This window comes from Hamadaea sp. (genome assembly GCF_013362815.1).
GTDB lineage: Bacteria > Actinomycetota > Actinomycetes > Mycobacteriales > Micromonosporaceae > Hamadaea.
Window position 1 is genome coordinate 132329 of sequence record NZ_JABFVK010000043.1, and the last position, 16376, is coordinate 148704.

The window sequence follows — 16376 nt, forward strand, 5'->3', positions numbered from 1 at the left end:
AGGGGCGTACGCCGAGGTCAGTACCGCTTGATGAACCGGATCAGGTCAGCCTGAACCGCCGTCCACGAGGTCTGGAAGACGTTCTGAGCGGCGGCGGCGAAGTCCAAGCCATTCCGGACGGCCTGGTTGAAGAACTCGATCACCTCGCCCCGGCCGAAGCGCTGTTCGAGCCGGTACATCGCCAGGAACGCCACGCCGTACTGGCCTTGGACGGTCATGTTTGACGCGTTGTTCGCCGGTCCGAACCCGGGCAGCTTGCCGTTCCAACCCGAGTCGACATACCGCCGGGTGACGGAGGTGGCGTCCCAGGTCAGACCGTGCTCCGCGGTCTCGGCGTAGCCCTCGATCAGCCACCATCGGTTCTCCCAGTAGTGCGTGCCGTACACCGAGGCCGCATGAGTGAACTCGTGACGCATCATCCTCGGCAGAAACGACGACGAGACCACCTTGGAGTTCACGACCACGGCCGCGCTTCGGTTGCTGGTGGGAGTCGTGTATCCGGCCGCCCACTTCGCCTGCCGCCCGCCGAACCACTTCTTCCACTCGTTCGGACCGGCTAGGTAGCTGACGTACGCTTCCGGCTTCTGTCCGACGGCGTACGCGTCCGCGCGGGTAGCCGCCTGCTGCGCGGCAGCGAGCGCGGCAGGGAGCCGGCCGCGCAGCGATGCGGGCGCTGCCACGACCACACGTCCGGCGACCGACGCGTACAGATCGGTCGTCTCCCAGGGCTGCGTTCGATCGAACCACCCATTGCCGTTCGCCGACGGGGAAAGCGACATCAGTTTCGGCCCGTCAGCAGTGTCCTGCCAGGTCGCCGGCTCCGACACCCGATCATCGCCGCGCAGTTCGGCACGACGAAGCAGACGTCGATGGCCAGATCGGCCTTCCACTGACCGGTGGTTCCGATCGCGGCCGGCGGACCGGTGGCGACGTCGTATCGGGTGGCGTGCATCCGAGTCAGGTTGGTGAACTGGCGGCGAAGCATCGCCAGCGCCCCGGGCGAGCCCGCTACCTGCAGGTATCCCGACTCGTCTCCGGCCAGCAAGGTCTCCGAGAGTCGCTTGGCCGCTGCGAAGACCCCGTACGCACGACGTCCCGGCGCGCGTCGGACATCTCGCCGACGGTGGTGGGAATCGTCGGCTTGGGGCTCGGCGTCGGCATCGGCGGTAGCGCGATGGGGTGCCGATCGGGCCGGAGACTCCAGGCGGCGGCAGCCGCGCCCGGCAGGCCGACGATCAGGGCGAGCGAGATCGTCAGGAGGACGATGCGGCGAACGGTCCAACGGCGGGCGGACGTCGGTGCAAGCTCAGGCTTCAGTGCAAGATCAGCTGAGAACACGCGCGGAGCGTAGGGCCCCGTTACGCGTTTCCGCTGCCCCGGCGGGCATACGGCGGAAATTGGCCGGACCGTCGCAAGTCACCGCCCACCGGAGCAAGGACGGCCCATCTCCCGGGTGGAACGTTTGGGGGCTCCTCGCGGCTCAGGACGCCCTCAAACGTTCCACCCGAGGTCAGCCGGTATGCAGATCAGGGTTATGCAGGCTTCCGAGGGCGTCGGAAGGATGCATAACCCTGATCTGCGGGGAACTGGGGTCAGGCGCGGTCGAGGCCCCGGCGTACCAGGAGCGGCTCGATCTGCGGATCACGGCCGCGGAAGCCCCGGAAGAAGCTGAGCGCATCCGCCGTGCCACCGCGCGACAGCAGCTCGATGCGGAACGTGTCGCCGTTGCTCCGGCGTAGGCCGCCGTTCTCCTTGAACCACTCGACGGTGTCGGCGTCGAGCACCTCGCTCCAGATGTAGGAGTAGTACCCGGCGCTGTAGGACGATCCCGTGAAAATGTGGGCGAAGTATGACGTCCGGTAACGCGGCGGGACGGCCGGAACGTTCACCCCGGCCTTCGTCAGCGCGTCGGCCTCGAACGCCTGCAGGTCGTCCAGCAGCCCCGGCGTCTCGAGATCTTCCACGGTCAACGTGTGGTACGCCAGGTCCAGCAGTGAAGCCGCGAGGTACTCGGTCGTCGCGAAGCCCTCGTTGAACTTCGCCGCCGCCTGCAACCGGTCGACGATCTCCTGCGGCAGCCGCTCGCCGGTCTGGTAGTGCGTCGCGTAGTTGCTCAACACCTCCGGCCAAAGCATCCAGACCTCGTTGACCTGCGACGGGAACTCCACGAAGTCGCGCGGGACGCTCGTCCCGGTGAACTTCGGGTACCGGACGTTGGAGAACAGCCCGTGCAGCGCGTGCCCGAACTCGTGGAACAGGGTGCGTACCTCGTCGAGGGTCAGCAGCGTCGGCTCGCCCGCCGGCGGCTTGCTGATGTTGAGGTTGTTGGTCACGACCGGCTTGCTGCCGAACAAGTGCGACTGGGTGACCAGGCTGTTCATCCAAGCCCCGCCCCGCTTGGAGTCGCGGGTGTAGAAGTCGCCGTAGAACAGGCCGAGCGCGGTGCCGTCTTCGTTGAAGACCTCGAAGACGCGTACCTCGGGGTGGTAGCCGGGCAGGTCGTGGCGCTCGGTGAACTGGAGGCCGTAGAGCTTGCCCGCGGCGAAGAACACCCCGTCGACCAGCACCCGCTCCAGCTCGAAGTAGGGCCGCAGCTCAGCCTCGTCGATGTCGTACCGCTGCTTGCGGACCTTCTCCGTGTAGTAGGCCCAGTCCCACGCCTCGACCGCGAACCCGCCGCCCTCCGCGTCGACCACCGCCTGCAGATCGGCCAGCTCGGCCTCCGCGTTGGCGACGGCCGCCGGAGCCAGCTTGGCCAGCATGCCCAGCGCCGCGTCCGCGGTGCGCGCGGTGTTGTCCTCGATCTGGTACGCCGCGTGATGCGGGTACCCCAGCAGGCGAGCCCGTTCGGCGCGAAGCTTCACGATCCGGCGCACGACCTCGGACGTGTCGTTGTCGTTGCCCTGCGCTCCGCGTACCACCGAGGCCTGATGAATCCGCTGGCGCAAGCCGCGGTCATGCAGTGACGCGAGCGGCGGCTGGGCGGTCGGAAGGATGAGGGTGAGCGCGTAGCCGTCGAGGTCGCGGCCCTTGGCCGCCTCCTGGGCCGCGGCGATCGCGTCGTCGGAGAGCCCGGCCAGCTGGGCGGCGTCGGTGACCACGACGGCGCTTTCGTTCGTGTCGGCGAGCAGCTGGTTGCCGAAGGTCGTGCACAGCGTCGCCAGTTCGGCGTTGTACGCCCGCAGCCGCTCCGCATCCTCAGTGGACAACCGGGCCCCGGCCCGCACGAACTGGGTGTGGTACCGCTCGAGCAGCCAGGCCGACTCCGGGTCGAGACCGAGCGAGTCGCGGCGGTCGTAGAGCGACTTGACCCGGGCGTAGAGCGCCTGGTCGAGGAAGATGGCGTCGCTGTGGGCGGCCAGCTCCGGCGCGACCTCGGACTCGATCTCCTGCAGCCCGGGGGTGGTGTCGGCCGAGGTCACGTTGTCGAACGCGAGCGCCACCCGCTTCAGCAGACGACCGGTACGCTCCAGCGCCACCAGCGTGTTCTCGAAGGTCGGCTCGTCGGTCTGGGCGGTGATGGCTTCGACCTCGGCGCGTTGCTCGGCCATCCCGGCTCGCAGCGCCGGAAGATAATGCTCCTCGGCGATCCGGTCGAACGGCGGAACCTCGTAGGGCAGGTCGCTGGGGGTGGCGAACGGGTTGTCGGCCGGCAGCATCAAGCGCGCTCCCTCTCATAGTCTCATGCGGTGCAGCCGACTCTACTCGCGGGCGGCCGCCCGTCGAACCGCATTAACAAGGGCATACTTGCCCAGTGAGTGATCTTCCGGTTCCGCCGCCCGCGTCCGTCGGAAAGGTCGTCGGCGTCGTCGCGCCCACCCACAACCAAGGCAACGCCGCGACCGGCGGCATCTGGCTCGTCGAGGGATCGGCGGGATCGGCCGTCCTCAAGATCGCCCGGCCGCCGACCGACCCGCCCTCGGGCAACGCCGCCTGGCCGACCAGCGACGACCCGGGACACTGGAACTACTGGCGACGCGAACCGCTCGCCTACTCTTCCGGCGTCGCCCAGGCTTACTCGGCGTACGGCATCGCCGCCCCCTCGCTGCTCTCGTCGTCTTCCTTGTTTGACGGCTCGGTCGCCTTCTGGCTGGACGTCGTCACCGGTACGCCGGGCACCGCGTGGAAACCGTCCGACTTCCACGCGTTCGCTTCTCGGCTGGGTTCGGCTCAGGGCTCTTTGTGCGGCCTTCCGTTCAACGAGCCCTGGCTGTCCCGGGACTGGCTTCGATCCTATGTGGAGCGTACGCCGGTCTGGGCGCGCTGGGACGTCGACTGGGACCATCCGCTGGCCCGCGTCTGGCCGTCCTGGGTCCGTGAACGCCTGGCGTCGCTGTGGGCCTCACGGCTGTCGCAGGTCTCCCTCGCCCTCGCCGCGCCGCGTACGCTCGCCCACCTCGACGTCTGGATCATGAACCTGTTCTCCTCCCCCACCGGCTTCACCCTGCTGGACTGGGCCTTCGTCGGCGAAGGCGGGATCGGCGAGGACCCCGCCAACCTCATCGTCGACAGCGTCACCGACGGATACCTGCCCGTCTCGCAACTCCCCGAGATCGACGACGCCGTGACGTCCGGATACATCGACGGCCTGCGGGCGAGCGGCTACACCGGGTCGCTTTCCTCGGTCTCGTCGTTCATTCGCGCGTACGGGGCCGCCAAGTATTCGTGGCTTGCTCCGGCGGTTCTCGGGCGTTGCATCGCCGAAGGGACCGTCGGGAATGCGTCTTACGGCGTACGCGGGACTGCTGAGGAGGAATTGGCGCGGCTCACCGGGTTGGTCACGATGCTGGCTCGGTGGGCCGACGACCTCCCGGGGTCGTGACGGCCGTCGGCAACGCGCTGGCGCCGTGCTTCGCATTCGCGCTATAGTGAGCGGGCCGATGCGGTAGCAGAGGAAGTGAACCCGGTGCCCGGCCGGACGACCGTGGGACCGGGTTTCGCGTATTTAGCCCCCGATTTCGGGCGCGATCTCAACCATCGGCCAGATCATTCTCCGCCATCCTGTGCCCGCACCATATGCCCAAGCCAAGCCGTCCGCGATCTCCAGCCCGGGAAATGATCCGGGAGACTCGTGCGAATAAGCGACGTGGACACCCGCGGCATGGAACCGCGGTTGGATGATCCGGACATCTCGTTGGTTGCGCACCGGATCGCCCAGCTCGATCACGAGCCGACCGGCCTCGGCCTTGCCGACCGACTCGGCCAGTGCCTCCATGCAGGTGTCCCGGGCTCGCTGCCCAGGCATCGGCGCGCTGTAGATCCATGCGCGCACCAAGCAGGACTCGCGCCAGCGGCTCAGCAAATGGCGTCGGCGTGAATCGCTCTCGGCCTTGAAGTGAATGCGAGTCTGCTCCGCGCGACGGCTCGCTCGAACCATCGCATCCACCTCACGGCGGCTGGCACCTTCATACACTGCTGCCGCGACGATGTACGTCTTCCCGCGCAACGATTCGTCGACGGCTACCACGAGGCTCACGGGAGAAGGTTGCCATATCGCGTTGCAAATAAGCGAATGGCCGCATTCAGCGAATGAACAATGCGGTATATCAGCCACGCCACGCAGGTGCCCAATCACATTCCGTGGCTTGTTCGCCATTCCGTATTCGTGTACTGGGTTCCCTGTGGCCCCATGGCGCGTGGGATCTTGATGCCGGCGGCGGAGTGTCGTGGCAAGGTGGGGGCATGCGGCTTGCTGTCTTCATCGAACCCCAGCTCGGGGCCTCCTACGACGACCAGCTCCGGATCGCCCAGCACGCCGAGGAGCTCGGCTTCGAGGCGTTCTTCCGGTCCGACCACTTCCTCACCATGGGCAGCAACAGCGGGCTGCCGGGACCGACCGACTCGTGGGCGACGCTGGCGGCGATCGCCGTACAGACGTCGCGGATTCGGCTGGGGACATTGTTGACCTCGGCGACCTTCCGGTTCCCGGGCGTACTGGCGATCACGGTCGCGCAGGTCGATCAGATGAGCCGCGGCCGGGTCGAGCTCGGGCTCGGGGCCGGTTGGTTCGAGGCGGAGCACACGGCGTACGGGGTGCCCTTTCCGTCGGTGCGGGAACGCTTCGACCGATTGGAGGAGCAGCTCGCGATCGTCACCGGACTGTGGACCACCCCGGAGGGCGAGCGCTTCTCCTTCCACGGCAAGCATTACGAGCTGACCGACTCGCCCGCCCTGCCCAAGCCCGCGCAGTCGCCCCGTCCGCCGATCATCGTGGGCGGGCACGGCAAACGGCGTACGCCGGAACTGGCGGCCCGGTTCGCCGACGAGTTCAACGTTCCCTTCGGCACCGTCGAGGCGACCGGCGAGGCGTACGCACGCGTCCGGGAAGCCTGCGCGTCGGCGGGCCGGGAAGCGCCGTTGTTCTCGGCGGCGCAGACGATCGCGGTCGGGCGGACCGACGCCGAGGCCCGGAGGCGAGCCGAGGCGATCGGCCAGCAGCCGCCACTCTTCGGTACGCCGGCCGAGGTCGCCGAGCAGATCGGGCGGTTCGCCGAACTGGGTGCGACCCGGATGTTCCTGCAGGTGCTGGATCTGTCCGATCTGGACCACCTCGATGTGATCCAGGGCGAACTCGCTTCGCTGCTGCCCTGACGTCCATCCCGTTGATCATGGAGTTTCCGGTCACGACACACCGGTGACACCACGGTTAACTCCATGATCGACGGATCGAGGTAGGGGTTGTCGGACCGACCGCCTAGACTCCGGCGGCGTGGAGCTTTCGGCGTACGCGGCGGACCTCGTCCGGGTCATCTCCGAACCCGTGGCGGCCGCAGACGATCCCCTGTCGCAGCAGGTAGTGGACGACACACGGCTGTCCGATCACGACCTCGGCGCGTTGGCTGTGGCGGCTCGGCGGCGGATGCCCGGATCCGGCTACTCTCCCCTGGCGGTCAGACTTCGCATGCTGCTCGGGACGAGGCAACCGCGGTTCACCACGGTCACCTGCGACGCGTTTCTGGAGGCCGTCGCCGATCGCGCCGCTCTCGACGTCGGCGGCCATCCCACGCTTGCCGTGAACGCGCTGCTCCACTGTGACGGCCCGTGGCCGCCGAAGGCCGCCAAGACCCTCAGCTCATTGCTGCGGTCGCTGATCAAGCACGGCCGGATCACCGCGCCGTACGCCATGGTGGCGCTCGCCTCGGTCTCGGGCGGCCTGACCGGCGTCCTCGTCCGGCAGGTCTTCAAGGCGACCCTTCCACCGATCGCTCAGGAGGAGCTGACCGTGCTGACGAAGATCGGCCCACCTGCGTTGCTGCCCGTCGCCGAGGTGGCCGCCGGGGACCGCAGCTACGATCTGCCGCCACCGTCGTCCGGCCAGTGGCGGCGGCTCGCCGAGAACGATCAGTACCGCGAATACTCCTGGGAAGCGTTGCGTACGGCGGCCGACCGGGTGGCTCGCATCCATAGTGGAGAGCTGCCGTTCGCGGCCGACAAGGCGTTCGACCACCTGGAGGTCGGGACCCTCGGCCGGGCTCTGCGCGTACTGCTCCTGCTCGACGAACGTGACCTGCCCGAGCTGCTGCGACCGCTGGTGTTCGGCGTGAGCGTGGCGCCGATGACGCCGGGGAGCCTCTCGGGCGAGCCGCCAGGAGTGCAGTCCGCGAAGACGCTGCCGTCACAGGCGTTGCTGTACGAGATCGTCCGGGCGGCCGTCGACTTCCCCACGCCCGAGGTGCTGACGATCCTGCGCGAGGCCCGATCTCGCGTACGCCACAAAGGCGTGGCCAAGCAGCTGGACCGCAAGCTGAAGCTGATCGAGCTTGCGTTGGCCGATCGGCCGGAGGTCGCGACTCGGTTGCCCGACTTGGGCTTCGACCGCGAGGGCGTGCTGGAGTTCGCGGCCGGCCAGCAGACTGCGGTGGTTCTCGCGACGCCCGAGGACGTCACGATGAGCTGGCGCGCCGACGGCGGCAAGGTCTCCGCCACTCCGTCGGCGGCGGTCAAGCGCGACTTCAAGCAGGTCGTCACGGCCGCCCGGGAGCTGCACAAGCGCGCCAAGGCACATCACCGGTCGCTGATCCGGGCGCTGGAGAACGGCATCGGGGCACCGGCCGAACAGACCGTCGAGCGGTGGCACGCCGAACTCGCCGGCACCGGCCTCGGTCTCGCCGTCGCCCGCGGACTGGTCTGGGAGCTCGAGTGCGCCCCGGGCCGATGGCAGGCCGTGCTGCTCGACGGCGAGGCGTTCGTCGACGTCGACGGTGGTGTGGTGAAACCGGCCGACGCGGCCGGCATCCGCCTGTGGCACCCGATCCGGTCGAGCACCCCGGAGATTCTCGCCTGGCGGGACCTGCTCATGGCTCGCGGCCTGCGACAACCGTTCAAGCAGGCGTTCCGGGAGATCTACCTGCTGACGCCCGCCGAGGAGTCGGCCGGCTCGGAGTCGCTCCGGTTCGCCGCCCACGTCGTGCGATACAAGCAGTTCTACGCCCTGGTCAAAGGCCGAGGCTGGAGCACGCCGCTGCTCGGCCCCTGGGACGGCGGCGACTTCGCCGAGGCGACCCGGGTCCTCCCGGGCGGCCAGTGGCGCGCGGTCCTGGAGCAGGAGTACGCCGATGCCGAGGACGACTGCGCGATCACCGGCCGGATTCGGTTCCAGCGCCTGGAAGACGGCGTTTTCCGCCCGGCTGCGCTGACCGGCGTACCGCCGCTGCTGTTCAGCGAGGCGATGCGGGATGTCGACCTCTTCGTCGGGGTCGCCTCGATCGCCATCGATCCAGAGTGGACGGTGGACCGAGCGCGGCACCACGCGTACTGGTGGCAGGCGGGCTTCGGTGATCTCACGGAGACCGCCCGGAGTCGTCGCGACGCCTTGGCGCGCCTCCTGCCTCGGCTGACCATCGCCGATCGCTGCGAGCTGCGGGATCGGTGGCTGGTCGTGCGGGGCACCCGGCGTACCTACAAGATCCATCTGGGCAGCGGCAACATCCTGATGGACCCCGACGACGCGTACCTGTGCATCGTTCCGGCGCGCGGAAAGACCGAACCGGTGTTCCTGCCGTTCACCGATGACCGGCTCAGCATCATCCTGAGCAAGGCGCTGCTACTCGCCGCCGACGCCAAGATCACCGATCCGTCGATTCTCCGGCAGATCGGCCCGGGTGGGGGCTGATCAGTCGGCGGCGAGCCGGATTCCCAGCGCCACCAGCGCGGTTCCGGCGACGGCGTCGGTCACCCGGCGGATGCGGACGGCGGCGGCCGCGCTGCCGGTGAGCCAACGACGGGCGAGCCCGACGCCACCGATGATCAGCGTGAACCAGACCATCGCCTCGACGTCGTGTACGAAGGCGAGCAGTACGCCCATCGGCAGCGCGGGCACGTCCGCCGGGAGGAACTGCGGCAGCATCGCGACATAGAACACGCCGACCTTGGGGTTGAGCAGGTTCGTCGTCAGACCTCGGGCGAACGCCCGCCACGGCGAGACCGGCACGACGTCGACGTCGGCTGCCGTCTTGGGCCGCCGGGCGTCCCGCAGCATCATGACGCCGAGGTAGATCAGGTAGATCGCGCCGGCCACCCGCATCACCGTGTACGCCGTCCGCGACGCCGTCAGGAGGACGGAGATGCCCGCCGCCGCAGCGGCACCCCAGGCAAGAGCGCCCGTGCAGATGCCGAACGCGGTGGCGAACGCGTGCCGACGCCCCTGCACGACCGCCGTACGCAGAACGAGAGCGGTGTCCACCCCGGGGATGATGGTCAGCAGTCCGGCGACGACGGCGAACGAGACGACCGCAGTGGTGAAGTCCATGGACCTTCACCCTACCGCCGCTCGGCGAAGGCGCTGGATCAGGGTTTCGGGTCGAATCTTGGGGCAAGATTCGACCGAGAACCCTGATCCAGCGCCCTAAACAGAGGAAGCTAAGCCGGCGGGAAGGCGGACGAGAAGACCGAGTGGAACGTCGGGAAGGTCTTCTTGACGCAGTCCGGGTCGTCCAGAGTGATCCCGGGCGTACGCAGGCCGGTGACGCTGAAGCTCATTGCGATGCGGTGATCGCGTTCGGTCAGGATCTCGGCGGCATGCGGCTGCCCGGGATGGATCTCGATCCAGTCCCGGCCGGTCTCGACCGTGATCCCGAGGCGGCGCAGGTTCAAGGCGCACGTCTCCAGGCGGTCGCACTCCTTCACCCGGGTGTTGTAGACGTCCTCGATGCGGACCGGCGACGTGGCGTACGGCGCGATCGCGGCAAGCGTCGGCATCGTGTCGGAGATGTCGCGCATGTTCACCGTCACGCCACCGAGCCGCCCGTTCTCGGGGCCGGTCACCGTCACCGATTCGGGCTCTACGCGTACCGTCGCCCCCATGCGGGCCAGGACCTCGACGAAGCGCACGTCGCCCTGCAAGCTCTCGCTGCCCAGACCGCGGACCGTGACCTCGCGGCCGGTCATCGCCGCGGCCGCGAAGAAGTAGCTGGCGCTGGAGGCGTCGGGCTCGATCAGGTAGTCGCGGGCCTGGTAGCCGCCGGGCGCGACGGTGAAGGTGTCGCCGGTCCAGTCGACCGTGGCCCCGAATCGGCGCATCATCGCGAGCGTGATCTCGATGTACGGCACGGAGACCAGCTCGCCCACCCGGATGGCGAGCCCGTCCGTCGTGAGTGGACCGAGCAGCAGCAGCGCGGTCAGGAATTGCGAGGACAGCGAGGCGTCGAGGGTCAGCGTGCCGCCCTTGACGCCGTCGGCCTGGACGGTCAGTGGCAGGTGGCCGTCGGTCTCGGCGCAGGTCACCTCGACGCCGAGTTGCCGCAGCGCGTCGACCAGCGGGGCGACCGGGCGGCGGCGCATCTGCTCGGACGCGTCGAAGCGGAACGTGCCGTGCCCGGCCGCGACCAGCGCGGGCAGGAAGCGGGAAGCCGTGCCTGCGTCCCTCGTGTATACGTTCGCGCTGCCGGACGGCCCGTGCGGCAGCCCGGCGACCGTCCAGACGTCGGGCTCGAGCGTCACGTCGTAGCCGAGATCGCGTAGACCGTAGGCGAACGCCTCGGTGTCGTCGGAGGCGAGCGGCTGGCGCAGCGTGCTCGTTCCGTCGGCGGCGGCCGCCAGGAACAGGGCCCGCGCCATCACCGACTTCGACCCGGGAATCACAACGTCCGTCACGCTTCCTCCAACGCGGCGAGCGCCTCGGCGACTGTGAACGCGCCGGCGTACAGGGCCTTTCCGGCGATGACGCCTTCGACGCCCTCCTTCTCCAGCGTGGCCAGCGCCCGCAGATCGTCCAGAGTGGAGACGCCGCCGCTGGCCACGACCGGCTTGTCGGTCGCGCCGCAGACGTCACGCAACAGCTGGAGGTTCGGGCCGGTCATCGTGCCGTCGCGGTGCACGTCGGTCACGACATACCGCGCGCAACCCGCGCGCTCCAAGCGCTCCAGCACCTCGAACAGGTCGCCGCCGTCCCGGGTCCAGCCTCGCGCCGAGAGGGTACGCCCACGGACGTCCAACCCTATGGCCACCTTGTCGGCGTACTCCCCGACGACGCGATCACACCACTCCGGGTCTTCCAAGGCCGCAGTCCCGATGTTGACCCGGGCCGCCCCGGTCGACAAGGCCCGCCGCAGCGACTCGTCGTCACGGATGCCACCCGACAGCTCGACCCGGCAGTCCAAGGCGCGGACGACGCTCGCCAGCTGCTCGGCGTTGGAGCCCCGGCCGAACGCCGCGTCGAGGTCGACGAGATGAATCCACTGCGCCCCCTGCCGGGCGAAGTCCAGCGCCGCGTCCAGCGGATCGCCGTACGCCGTCTCCGTGCCCGCCGCGCCCTGCACCAGGCGTACGGCCTGGCCCCCGGCGACGTCGACGGCCGGCAGCAGCTCCAGTGTCATCTCGTCCTCTTCCGTTGTTGGCTCCGGATCACGGTTACGCATGTGATCATGGGTCGTCTTAGCCTGCGTATCCGTGATCTGCAGGCTGAGCGGCGGTCACTTGTCGAAGGCCAGCACGGCCAGCACCGGCAGGACCAGGATCAGCAGCAGCGACAGCGCGATGCTGAGCGCGACCGACCCGGCCAGCGTCCAGATCAGGACGAGACCGAGCGCGCCGACGAGCCCGATCACCGAACGCTGACCTCGGTTCCAGCGAGCCAGCCGCCCCGTCCGGCCCGGCCGCAGCGACCGGAGACGGGCGGTGATCCGGCGGCGCTTCGCCCGGCGCGCCTCGCTGCGCGCCCGCTTCTCGCGCAGCTTGAGCTGCTCGGCCTCCCGAACGGCCCGTCGCCGCGCCCGTTCCTTACTCAAGGGTCTGGACCCAGGCGCGGAGCAGGGCGGCCCCCGCCGCGCCGGACTTCTCCGGGTGGAACTGGGTGACACTGAGCGGTCCGGCCTCCACAGCGGCGACGAAGACCGCGCCCTCGTGGTCGGTCGTCGTCACGAGTGCGTCCGATCCGTCGAAGTCCGTCGGTGAAGCGGCGAACGAGTGCACGAAGTAGAACCGGGCGTCCCGCTCGGTGAACAACCGCGACGCCGATGGGACGTCGACGGTGTTCCAGCCGATGTGCGGCACTCGGCGTACGGGCAGCTTGGTGACCCGGCCGGGCAGCAGACCGAGACCCGGGGTGACGACCCCGTGCTCGTCGCCTTCGGCGAACATCACCTGTGCGCCGACGCAGATGCCGAGGACCGGGCGACCGGCCGCGACGCGCTCGACGATGACCGGGCCCGCCTTGGCCTCCTCGATCCCCGCCATGCAGGCGGCGAACGCGCCGACGCCGGGCACCACCAGTCCGTCGGCCTCGACAGCCAGGCTCAGGTCGTCGGTGACGGTCACCCGGGCACCCGTTGCCGCTACCGCGCGTTCGGCTGAGCGGAGGTTGCCGGAGCCGTAGTCGAGGATGGTGACCGACGGCGCCATCACGCCTCCCCGGGCATCAGCCAAGCCACGCCGCCGGCCGCCGACAGCAGCGCCAGTACGCCGGCGACGATCACGACACCCTTGTGCGCGCCTTGCTTGTAGAGCGACCAGGTGCCGCCGAGCAGGATGCCGGCCAGGGCGAACAGCAGGACGGGAGCGACGCCACCCATCAGAGTGCCTCCTTTGTGGACGGCAGTACGCCGGCGAACCGCGGATCGATGGCGACGGCGTCGCGCAGCGCGCGAGCGACCGCCTTGAACTGGCCTTCCACCACGTGGTGGGCGTCCGGGCGGCCGCCGGGCCGAGCCGCGCGCAACACGTCGACGTGCAACGTCAGCCGGGCGGTCTGCGCGAACGACTCCCAGATGTGCCGGGTCATGCTGGTCGGATAGACCGGCCCGATCATCGGAACCAACTCGGGTTCGTCGTGCACGACGTACGGTCGGCCGGACAGGTCCAGCGCGGCCCGCACGAGCACTTCGTCCATCGGCACCGTCGCGTCGCCGTAGCGGCGGATGCCCTTGCGGTCGCCGAGCGCCTTGTCGAACGCCGTACCGAGAGCCAGGGCGGTGTCCTCGATCGTGTGGTGCGCGTCGATGACGAGGTCGCCGTCGGTCTTCACGCGCAGGTCGAAGCCGCCGTGCCGGGCGATCTGGTGCAGCATGTGGTCGAAGAAGCCGACGCCGGTCGCGATCTCGGCCTGGCCGGTGCCGTCGAGGCCCAGCTCGATGACGACCTCGGTCTCCGCCGTACTGCGCTCAACTGTCGCGGTGCGCATCAGCCTTCGGTCCTTTCGCGATATCCGGGATCTTGTCCCTTTGTCTCGGCCGGAAGGGACGTTATCCCGGATCCCGCGGTCTCGGGGCCGCCCGCGGGCGCGCCTGCTGCCTCGGGGCCGCCCGCGTCAACCGGGCCGCCTGCAGTGAGCGCGCCGCCCGCGGGCGCGCCGACTGCGTCGAGGAACGCGGACGTCTCGTCGGGCGTGCCCGCAGTGACGCGAAGCCACCCAGGCAGCCCGACGTCCCGCACAAGCACCCCGGCGTCCAGGATCCGCCGCCAGACGACCTTCTGGTCGGTCTCGTCCGCAGTGCCCTCGCGCGCGACCCGATACAGCACGAAGTTCGCGTCGGAGTCGGCCACGGCGTGTCCCCGAGCCCGAAGCTCGGCGACGATCCGGTCCCGCTGAATCTTGATCTGCTCCACAGTGGAGAGAAGCACGTCCGCGTGGGCCAACGCGGCCCGGGCGGCGGCCTGCGTCAGGGCCGACAGGTGGTACGGCAGGCGGACGAGCTGCACCGCGTCGACGACTTCCGGGTCCGCGGCGAGGTAGCCGACCCGGGCTCCGGCGAACGCGAACGCCTTGCTCATCGTGCGGGTCACGACGAGTCGCGGGTTCCCCTCCAGCAGCGTCAGCGCGCTGGGCGTACCGGGGCGGGCGAATTCGGCGTACGCCTCGTCGACGACGACCAGGCCGGAGGTCGCCGCCAACGCCGCTCGCACGACATCGAGCGAGAGCGCGGTGCCGGTCGGATTGTTCGGCGAGCACAGGAACGTGAGAGCCGGCCGGTGCTGCTCGATCGCGGCCACGACATGCTCGGCCGTGAGCCCGAAGTCCGGCCCCCGGCCGCCGTCGACCCAGCCGGTCGCGGTGCCCGAGGCCAGCAGCGGGTGCATCGAGTACGCCGGGCCGAAGCCGAGCGCGATCCGCCCGGGACCCCCGAACGCCTGCAACAGCTGCTGCTGGACTTCGTTGGAGCCGTTGGCGGCGTACACGTGCTCGGCGGTCAGCCCGTGGCCCAGGTAGGCCGCGAGGTCGGACCGAAGCTTGAGCGCGTCCCGGTCGGGGTAGCGGTTGAGCGTCGAGATCTCGCCTTCGAGCGCCCGAGCCACCGCGCGGACGACCTCTTCGGGCGGGGCGTAGGAGTTCTCGTTGACGTTGAGCCGGACGGCCACGTCCAACTGCGGCGCCCCGTACGCCGAAAGCCCTTGTAGCTCCTCGCGGAGCAGCGCACGAATCTCGGAGGTCACGCGGCACCGCCCGAGGGGAAGCGCGCGGTGACGGCCTGGCCGTGTGCGGGCAGGTCCTCGACGGTGGCGAGCGTGACGACGTGGTGGGCCACTTCGCGCAGCGCTTCCTCGGTGTACTCCACGACGTGGACGCCCCGCAGGAAGGACTGCACCGAGAGCCCGCTCGAGTGCCGGGCACAGCCACCGGTCGGCAGCACGTGGTTGGAACCCGCGCAGTAGTCGCCCAGGCTCACCGGCGCCCACGGGCCGACGAAGATCGCGCCGGCATTGCGTACGCGCATCGCGACGTCACGAGCGTCCCGCGTCTGGATCTCCAGGTGCTCCGCGGCGTACGCGTCGACGACCCGCAACCCCTGGTCCACCGAACCGACGAGCACGACGCCGGACTGCTCCCCGGTCAACGCGGTCTGAATCCGCTCGGTGTGCTTGGTGAGCGAGACCTGCCGGACCAGCTCGGCGTCCACCGCGTCGGCCAGCTCTGCCGACGTCGTGACGAGGACGCTCGCCGCCAGCGGGTCGTGCTCGGCCTGGCTGATCAGGTCGGCGGCCACGTGGCGGGGATCGGCGGTGTCGTCGGCGAGGATCGCGATCTCGGTCGGACCGGCCTCCGCGTCGATCCCGACGACGCCGCGGACCAGCCGCTTGGCCGCGGTCACCCAGACGTTGCCCGGTCCGGTGATCAAGTCAACCGGCTCGCAGTCGTCGGCCAGGTCCAGTTCCCGGTCCAGGTCGGTCCCCCGGCTGCCGTAGGCGAGCATGGCGATCGCCTGCGCGCCGCCGACGGCGTACACCTCGTCGACGCCCAGCAGCGAGCACGCCGCCAGCACCCGGTCGTCGGGCAGGCCACCGCTCTCCTTCTGCGGCGGGCTCGCCACGACCAGCCCCTCGACTCCGGCCGCCTGCGCCGGAACGACGTTCATCACGACCGTGGACGGGTACATCGCGAGGCCGCCCGGGACGTACAGGCCCACTCGGCGTACCGGCAGCCAGCGCTCGGTCACCGTGCCGCCCGGCACGACCTGCGTGGTCACGTCCGTGCGCCGCTGGTCCGCGTGCACCTTCCGGGTCCGCGCGATCACCTCCAGCAGGGCCGCGCGCACCTCCGGCTCCAACCGCTCTTCGGCTTCTTTCAAAGCCTCGACTGGTACGCGTAGATGGGCGGGCCGGATCCCGTCGAATCGTTCGGTGGCCTCCTGGATGGCGTCGACCCCATGGTGTCGTACCCCGTCGATGACCGGACGGATCTGCTCGACGGCCGAAGACACGTCGAGCTGGGCACGAGGCAGGAGACTGCGCGGGTCGACATCCCGTCCGCGCAGGTCGATACGGGTCAACACGCGGGCAAGTCTACCGAGCGCCGGGCCGATGGCCGCGCGCCGTTACCACCGGGTGGGATCACTGTGACCACCTTCTCGTTGATCATGAACCTAGGGTTCCATCCGACGGCGCGTCGGACCCCCTCGGTTCATGTTCAACGAGAAGGTGGCCGGCGGGCCGAACCGTGCGGAATG

At 69.5% G+C, this 16376-nt stretch carries 15 protein-coding genes and 1 pseudogene; 3 read left to right on the forward strand and 13 right to left on the reverse strand.

The window, feature by feature from the left end; genetic code table 11:
- Nucleotides 1-17: 17 nt before the first annotated feature.
- The 3 genes from HOV77_RS20810 to HOV77_RS20820 all read right to left on the reverse strand — a co-directional run bounded on the left by HOV77_RS20810 (nt 18) and on the right by HOV77_RS20820 (nt 3659).
- Nucleotides 18-827 carry a hypothetical protein gene (locus HOV77_RS20810; protein WP_290864138.1) on the reverse strand — a complete coding sequence of 270 codons (810 nt, stop codon included), beginning with the start codon at nt 825-827 and terminating at the stop codon, nt 18-20.
- On the reverse strand, nt 779-1045 hold the full coding sequence (locus tag HOV77_RS20815; RefSeq protein ID WP_290864139.1) for a hypothetical protein: 267 nt from the start codon (nt 1043-1045) through the stop codon (nt 779-781). Before HOV77_RS20815 ends, HOV77_RS20810 begins: the two co-directional genes overlap by 49 nt.
- A gap of 547 nt (nt 1046-1592) precedes the next feature.
- Nucleotides 1593-3659 carry a M3 family metallopeptidase gene (locus tag HOV77_RS20820; protein WP_290864239.1) on the reverse strand — a complete coding sequence of 689 codons (2067 nt, stop codon included), beginning with the start codon at nt 3657-3659 and terminating at the stop codon, nt 1593-1595.
- A gap of 95 nt (nt 3660-3754) precedes the next feature.
- Between HOV77_RS20820 and HOV77_RS20825 the strand changes: the two genes are divergently transcribed.
- Nucleotides 3755-4822, forward strand: coding sequence for a hypothetical protein (locus tag HOV77_RS20825; protein ID WP_290864141.1), 1068 nt, complete (start codon nt 3755-3757; stop codon nt 4820-4822).
- A 123-nt stretch (nt 4823-4945) separates the two neighbouring features.
- Here HOV77_RS20825 and HOV77_RS20830 read toward each other — a convergent pair whose 3' ends face one another.
- On the reverse strand, nt 4946-5476 hold the full coding sequence (locus tag HOV77_RS20830; RefSeq protein WP_290864143.1) for a hypothetical protein: 531 nt from the start codon (nt 5474-5476) through the stop codon (nt 4946-4948).
- 206 nt (nt 5477-5682) lie between these two features.
- On the opposite strand from HOV77_RS20830, the gene HOV77_RS20835 reads away from it, so the two are divergent.
- Together HOV77_RS20835 and HOV77_RS20840 are read left to right on the forward strand one after the other, a co-directional pair.
- A complete protein-coding gene (locus HOV77_RS20835) occupies nt 5683-6591 on the forward strand; it encodes an LLM class F420-dependent oxidoreductase (RefSeq protein WP_290864145.1) in 909 nt (302 codons plus the stop codon).
- Between the two features lie 118 nt (nt 6592-6709).
- The gene (locus HOV77_RS20840; protein ID WP_290864147.1) at nt 6710-9112 is read left to right on the forward strand and encodes a DUF4132 domain-containing protein; all 2403 of its coding nucleotides are present in this window, start codon (nt 6710-6712) and stop codon (nt 9110-9112) included.
- Here HOV77_RS20840 and HOV77_RS20845 read toward each other — a convergent pair whose 3' ends face one another.
- The 9 genes and pseudogenes from HOV77_RS20845 to hisD all read right to left on the reverse strand — a co-directional run bounded on the left by HOV77_RS20845 (nt 9113) and on the right by hisD (nt 16202).
- The gene (locus HOV77_RS20845; RefSeq protein ID WP_290864149.1) at nt 9113-9748 is read right to left on the reverse strand and encodes a LysE family translocator; all 636 of its coding nucleotides are present in this window, start codon (nt 9746-9748) and stop codon (nt 9113-9115) included.
- A 110-nt stretch (nt 9749-9858) separates the two neighbouring features.
- Nucleotides 9859-11091 carry a 3-phosphoshikimate 1-carboxyvinyltransferase gene (gene aroA / locus HOV77_RS20850; protein ID WP_290864150.1) on the reverse strand — a complete coding sequence of 411 codons (1233 nt, stop codon included), beginning with the start codon at nt 11089-11091 and terminating at the stop codon, nt 9859-9861.
- Nucleotides 11088-11813 carry a bifunctional 1-(5-phosphoribosyl)-5-((5-phosphoribosylamino)methylideneamino)imidazole-4-carboxamide isomerase/phosphoribosylanthranilate isomerase PriA gene (gene priA / locus HOV77_RS20855; protein ID WP_290864151.1) on the reverse strand — a complete coding sequence of 242 codons (726 nt, stop codon included), beginning with the start codon at nt 11811-11813 and terminating at the stop codon, nt 11088-11090. The genes aroA and priA overlap by 4 nt, the downstream gene beginning before the upstream one ends.
- 96 nt (nt 11814-11909) lie before the next feature.
- Nucleotides 11910-12224, reverse strand: coding sequence for a hypothetical protein (locus tag HOV77_RS20860; protein ID WP_290864153.1), 315 nt, complete (start codon nt 12222-12224; stop codon nt 11910-11912).
- On the reverse strand, nt 12217-12837 hold the full coding sequence (gene hisH / locus HOV77_RS20865; RefSeq protein ID WP_290864155.1) for an imidazole glycerol phosphate synthase subunit HisH: 621 nt from the start codon (nt 12835-12837) through the stop codon (nt 12217-12219). Before hisH ends, HOV77_RS20860 begins: the two co-directional genes overlap by 8 nt.
- Entirely contained in the window at nt 12837-13007 is a 171-nt protein-coding gene (locus tag HOV77_RS20870; RefSeq protein ID WP_290864157.1) for a hypothetical protein, read from the reverse strand. The genes hisH and HOV77_RS20870 overlap by 1 nt, the downstream gene beginning before the upstream one ends.
- Nucleotides 13007-13618: an imidazoleglycerol-phosphate dehydratase HisB gene (gene hisB, locus HOV77_RS20875; protein ID WP_290864241.1), complete on the reverse strand. Its 612-nt coding sequence runs from the start codon at nt 13616-13618 to the stop codon at nt 13007-13009. Before hisB ends, HOV77_RS20870 begins: the two co-directional genes overlap by 1 nt.
- A gap of 167 nt (nt 13619-13785) precedes the next feature.
- Nucleotides 13786-14865 (reverse strand): annotated as a pseudogene (locus HOV77_RS20880) (histidinol-phosphate transaminase); the annotation flags it as partial.
- A complete protein-coding gene (gene hisD, locus HOV77_RS20885) occupies nt 14862-16202 on the reverse strand; it encodes a histidinol dehydrogenase (RefSeq protein ID WP_290864158.1) in 1341 nt (446 codons plus the stop codon). The gene hisD and the pseudogene HOV77_RS20880, both read right to left, overlap by 4 nt.
- Nucleotides 16203-16376 lie beyond the last annotated feature (174 nt).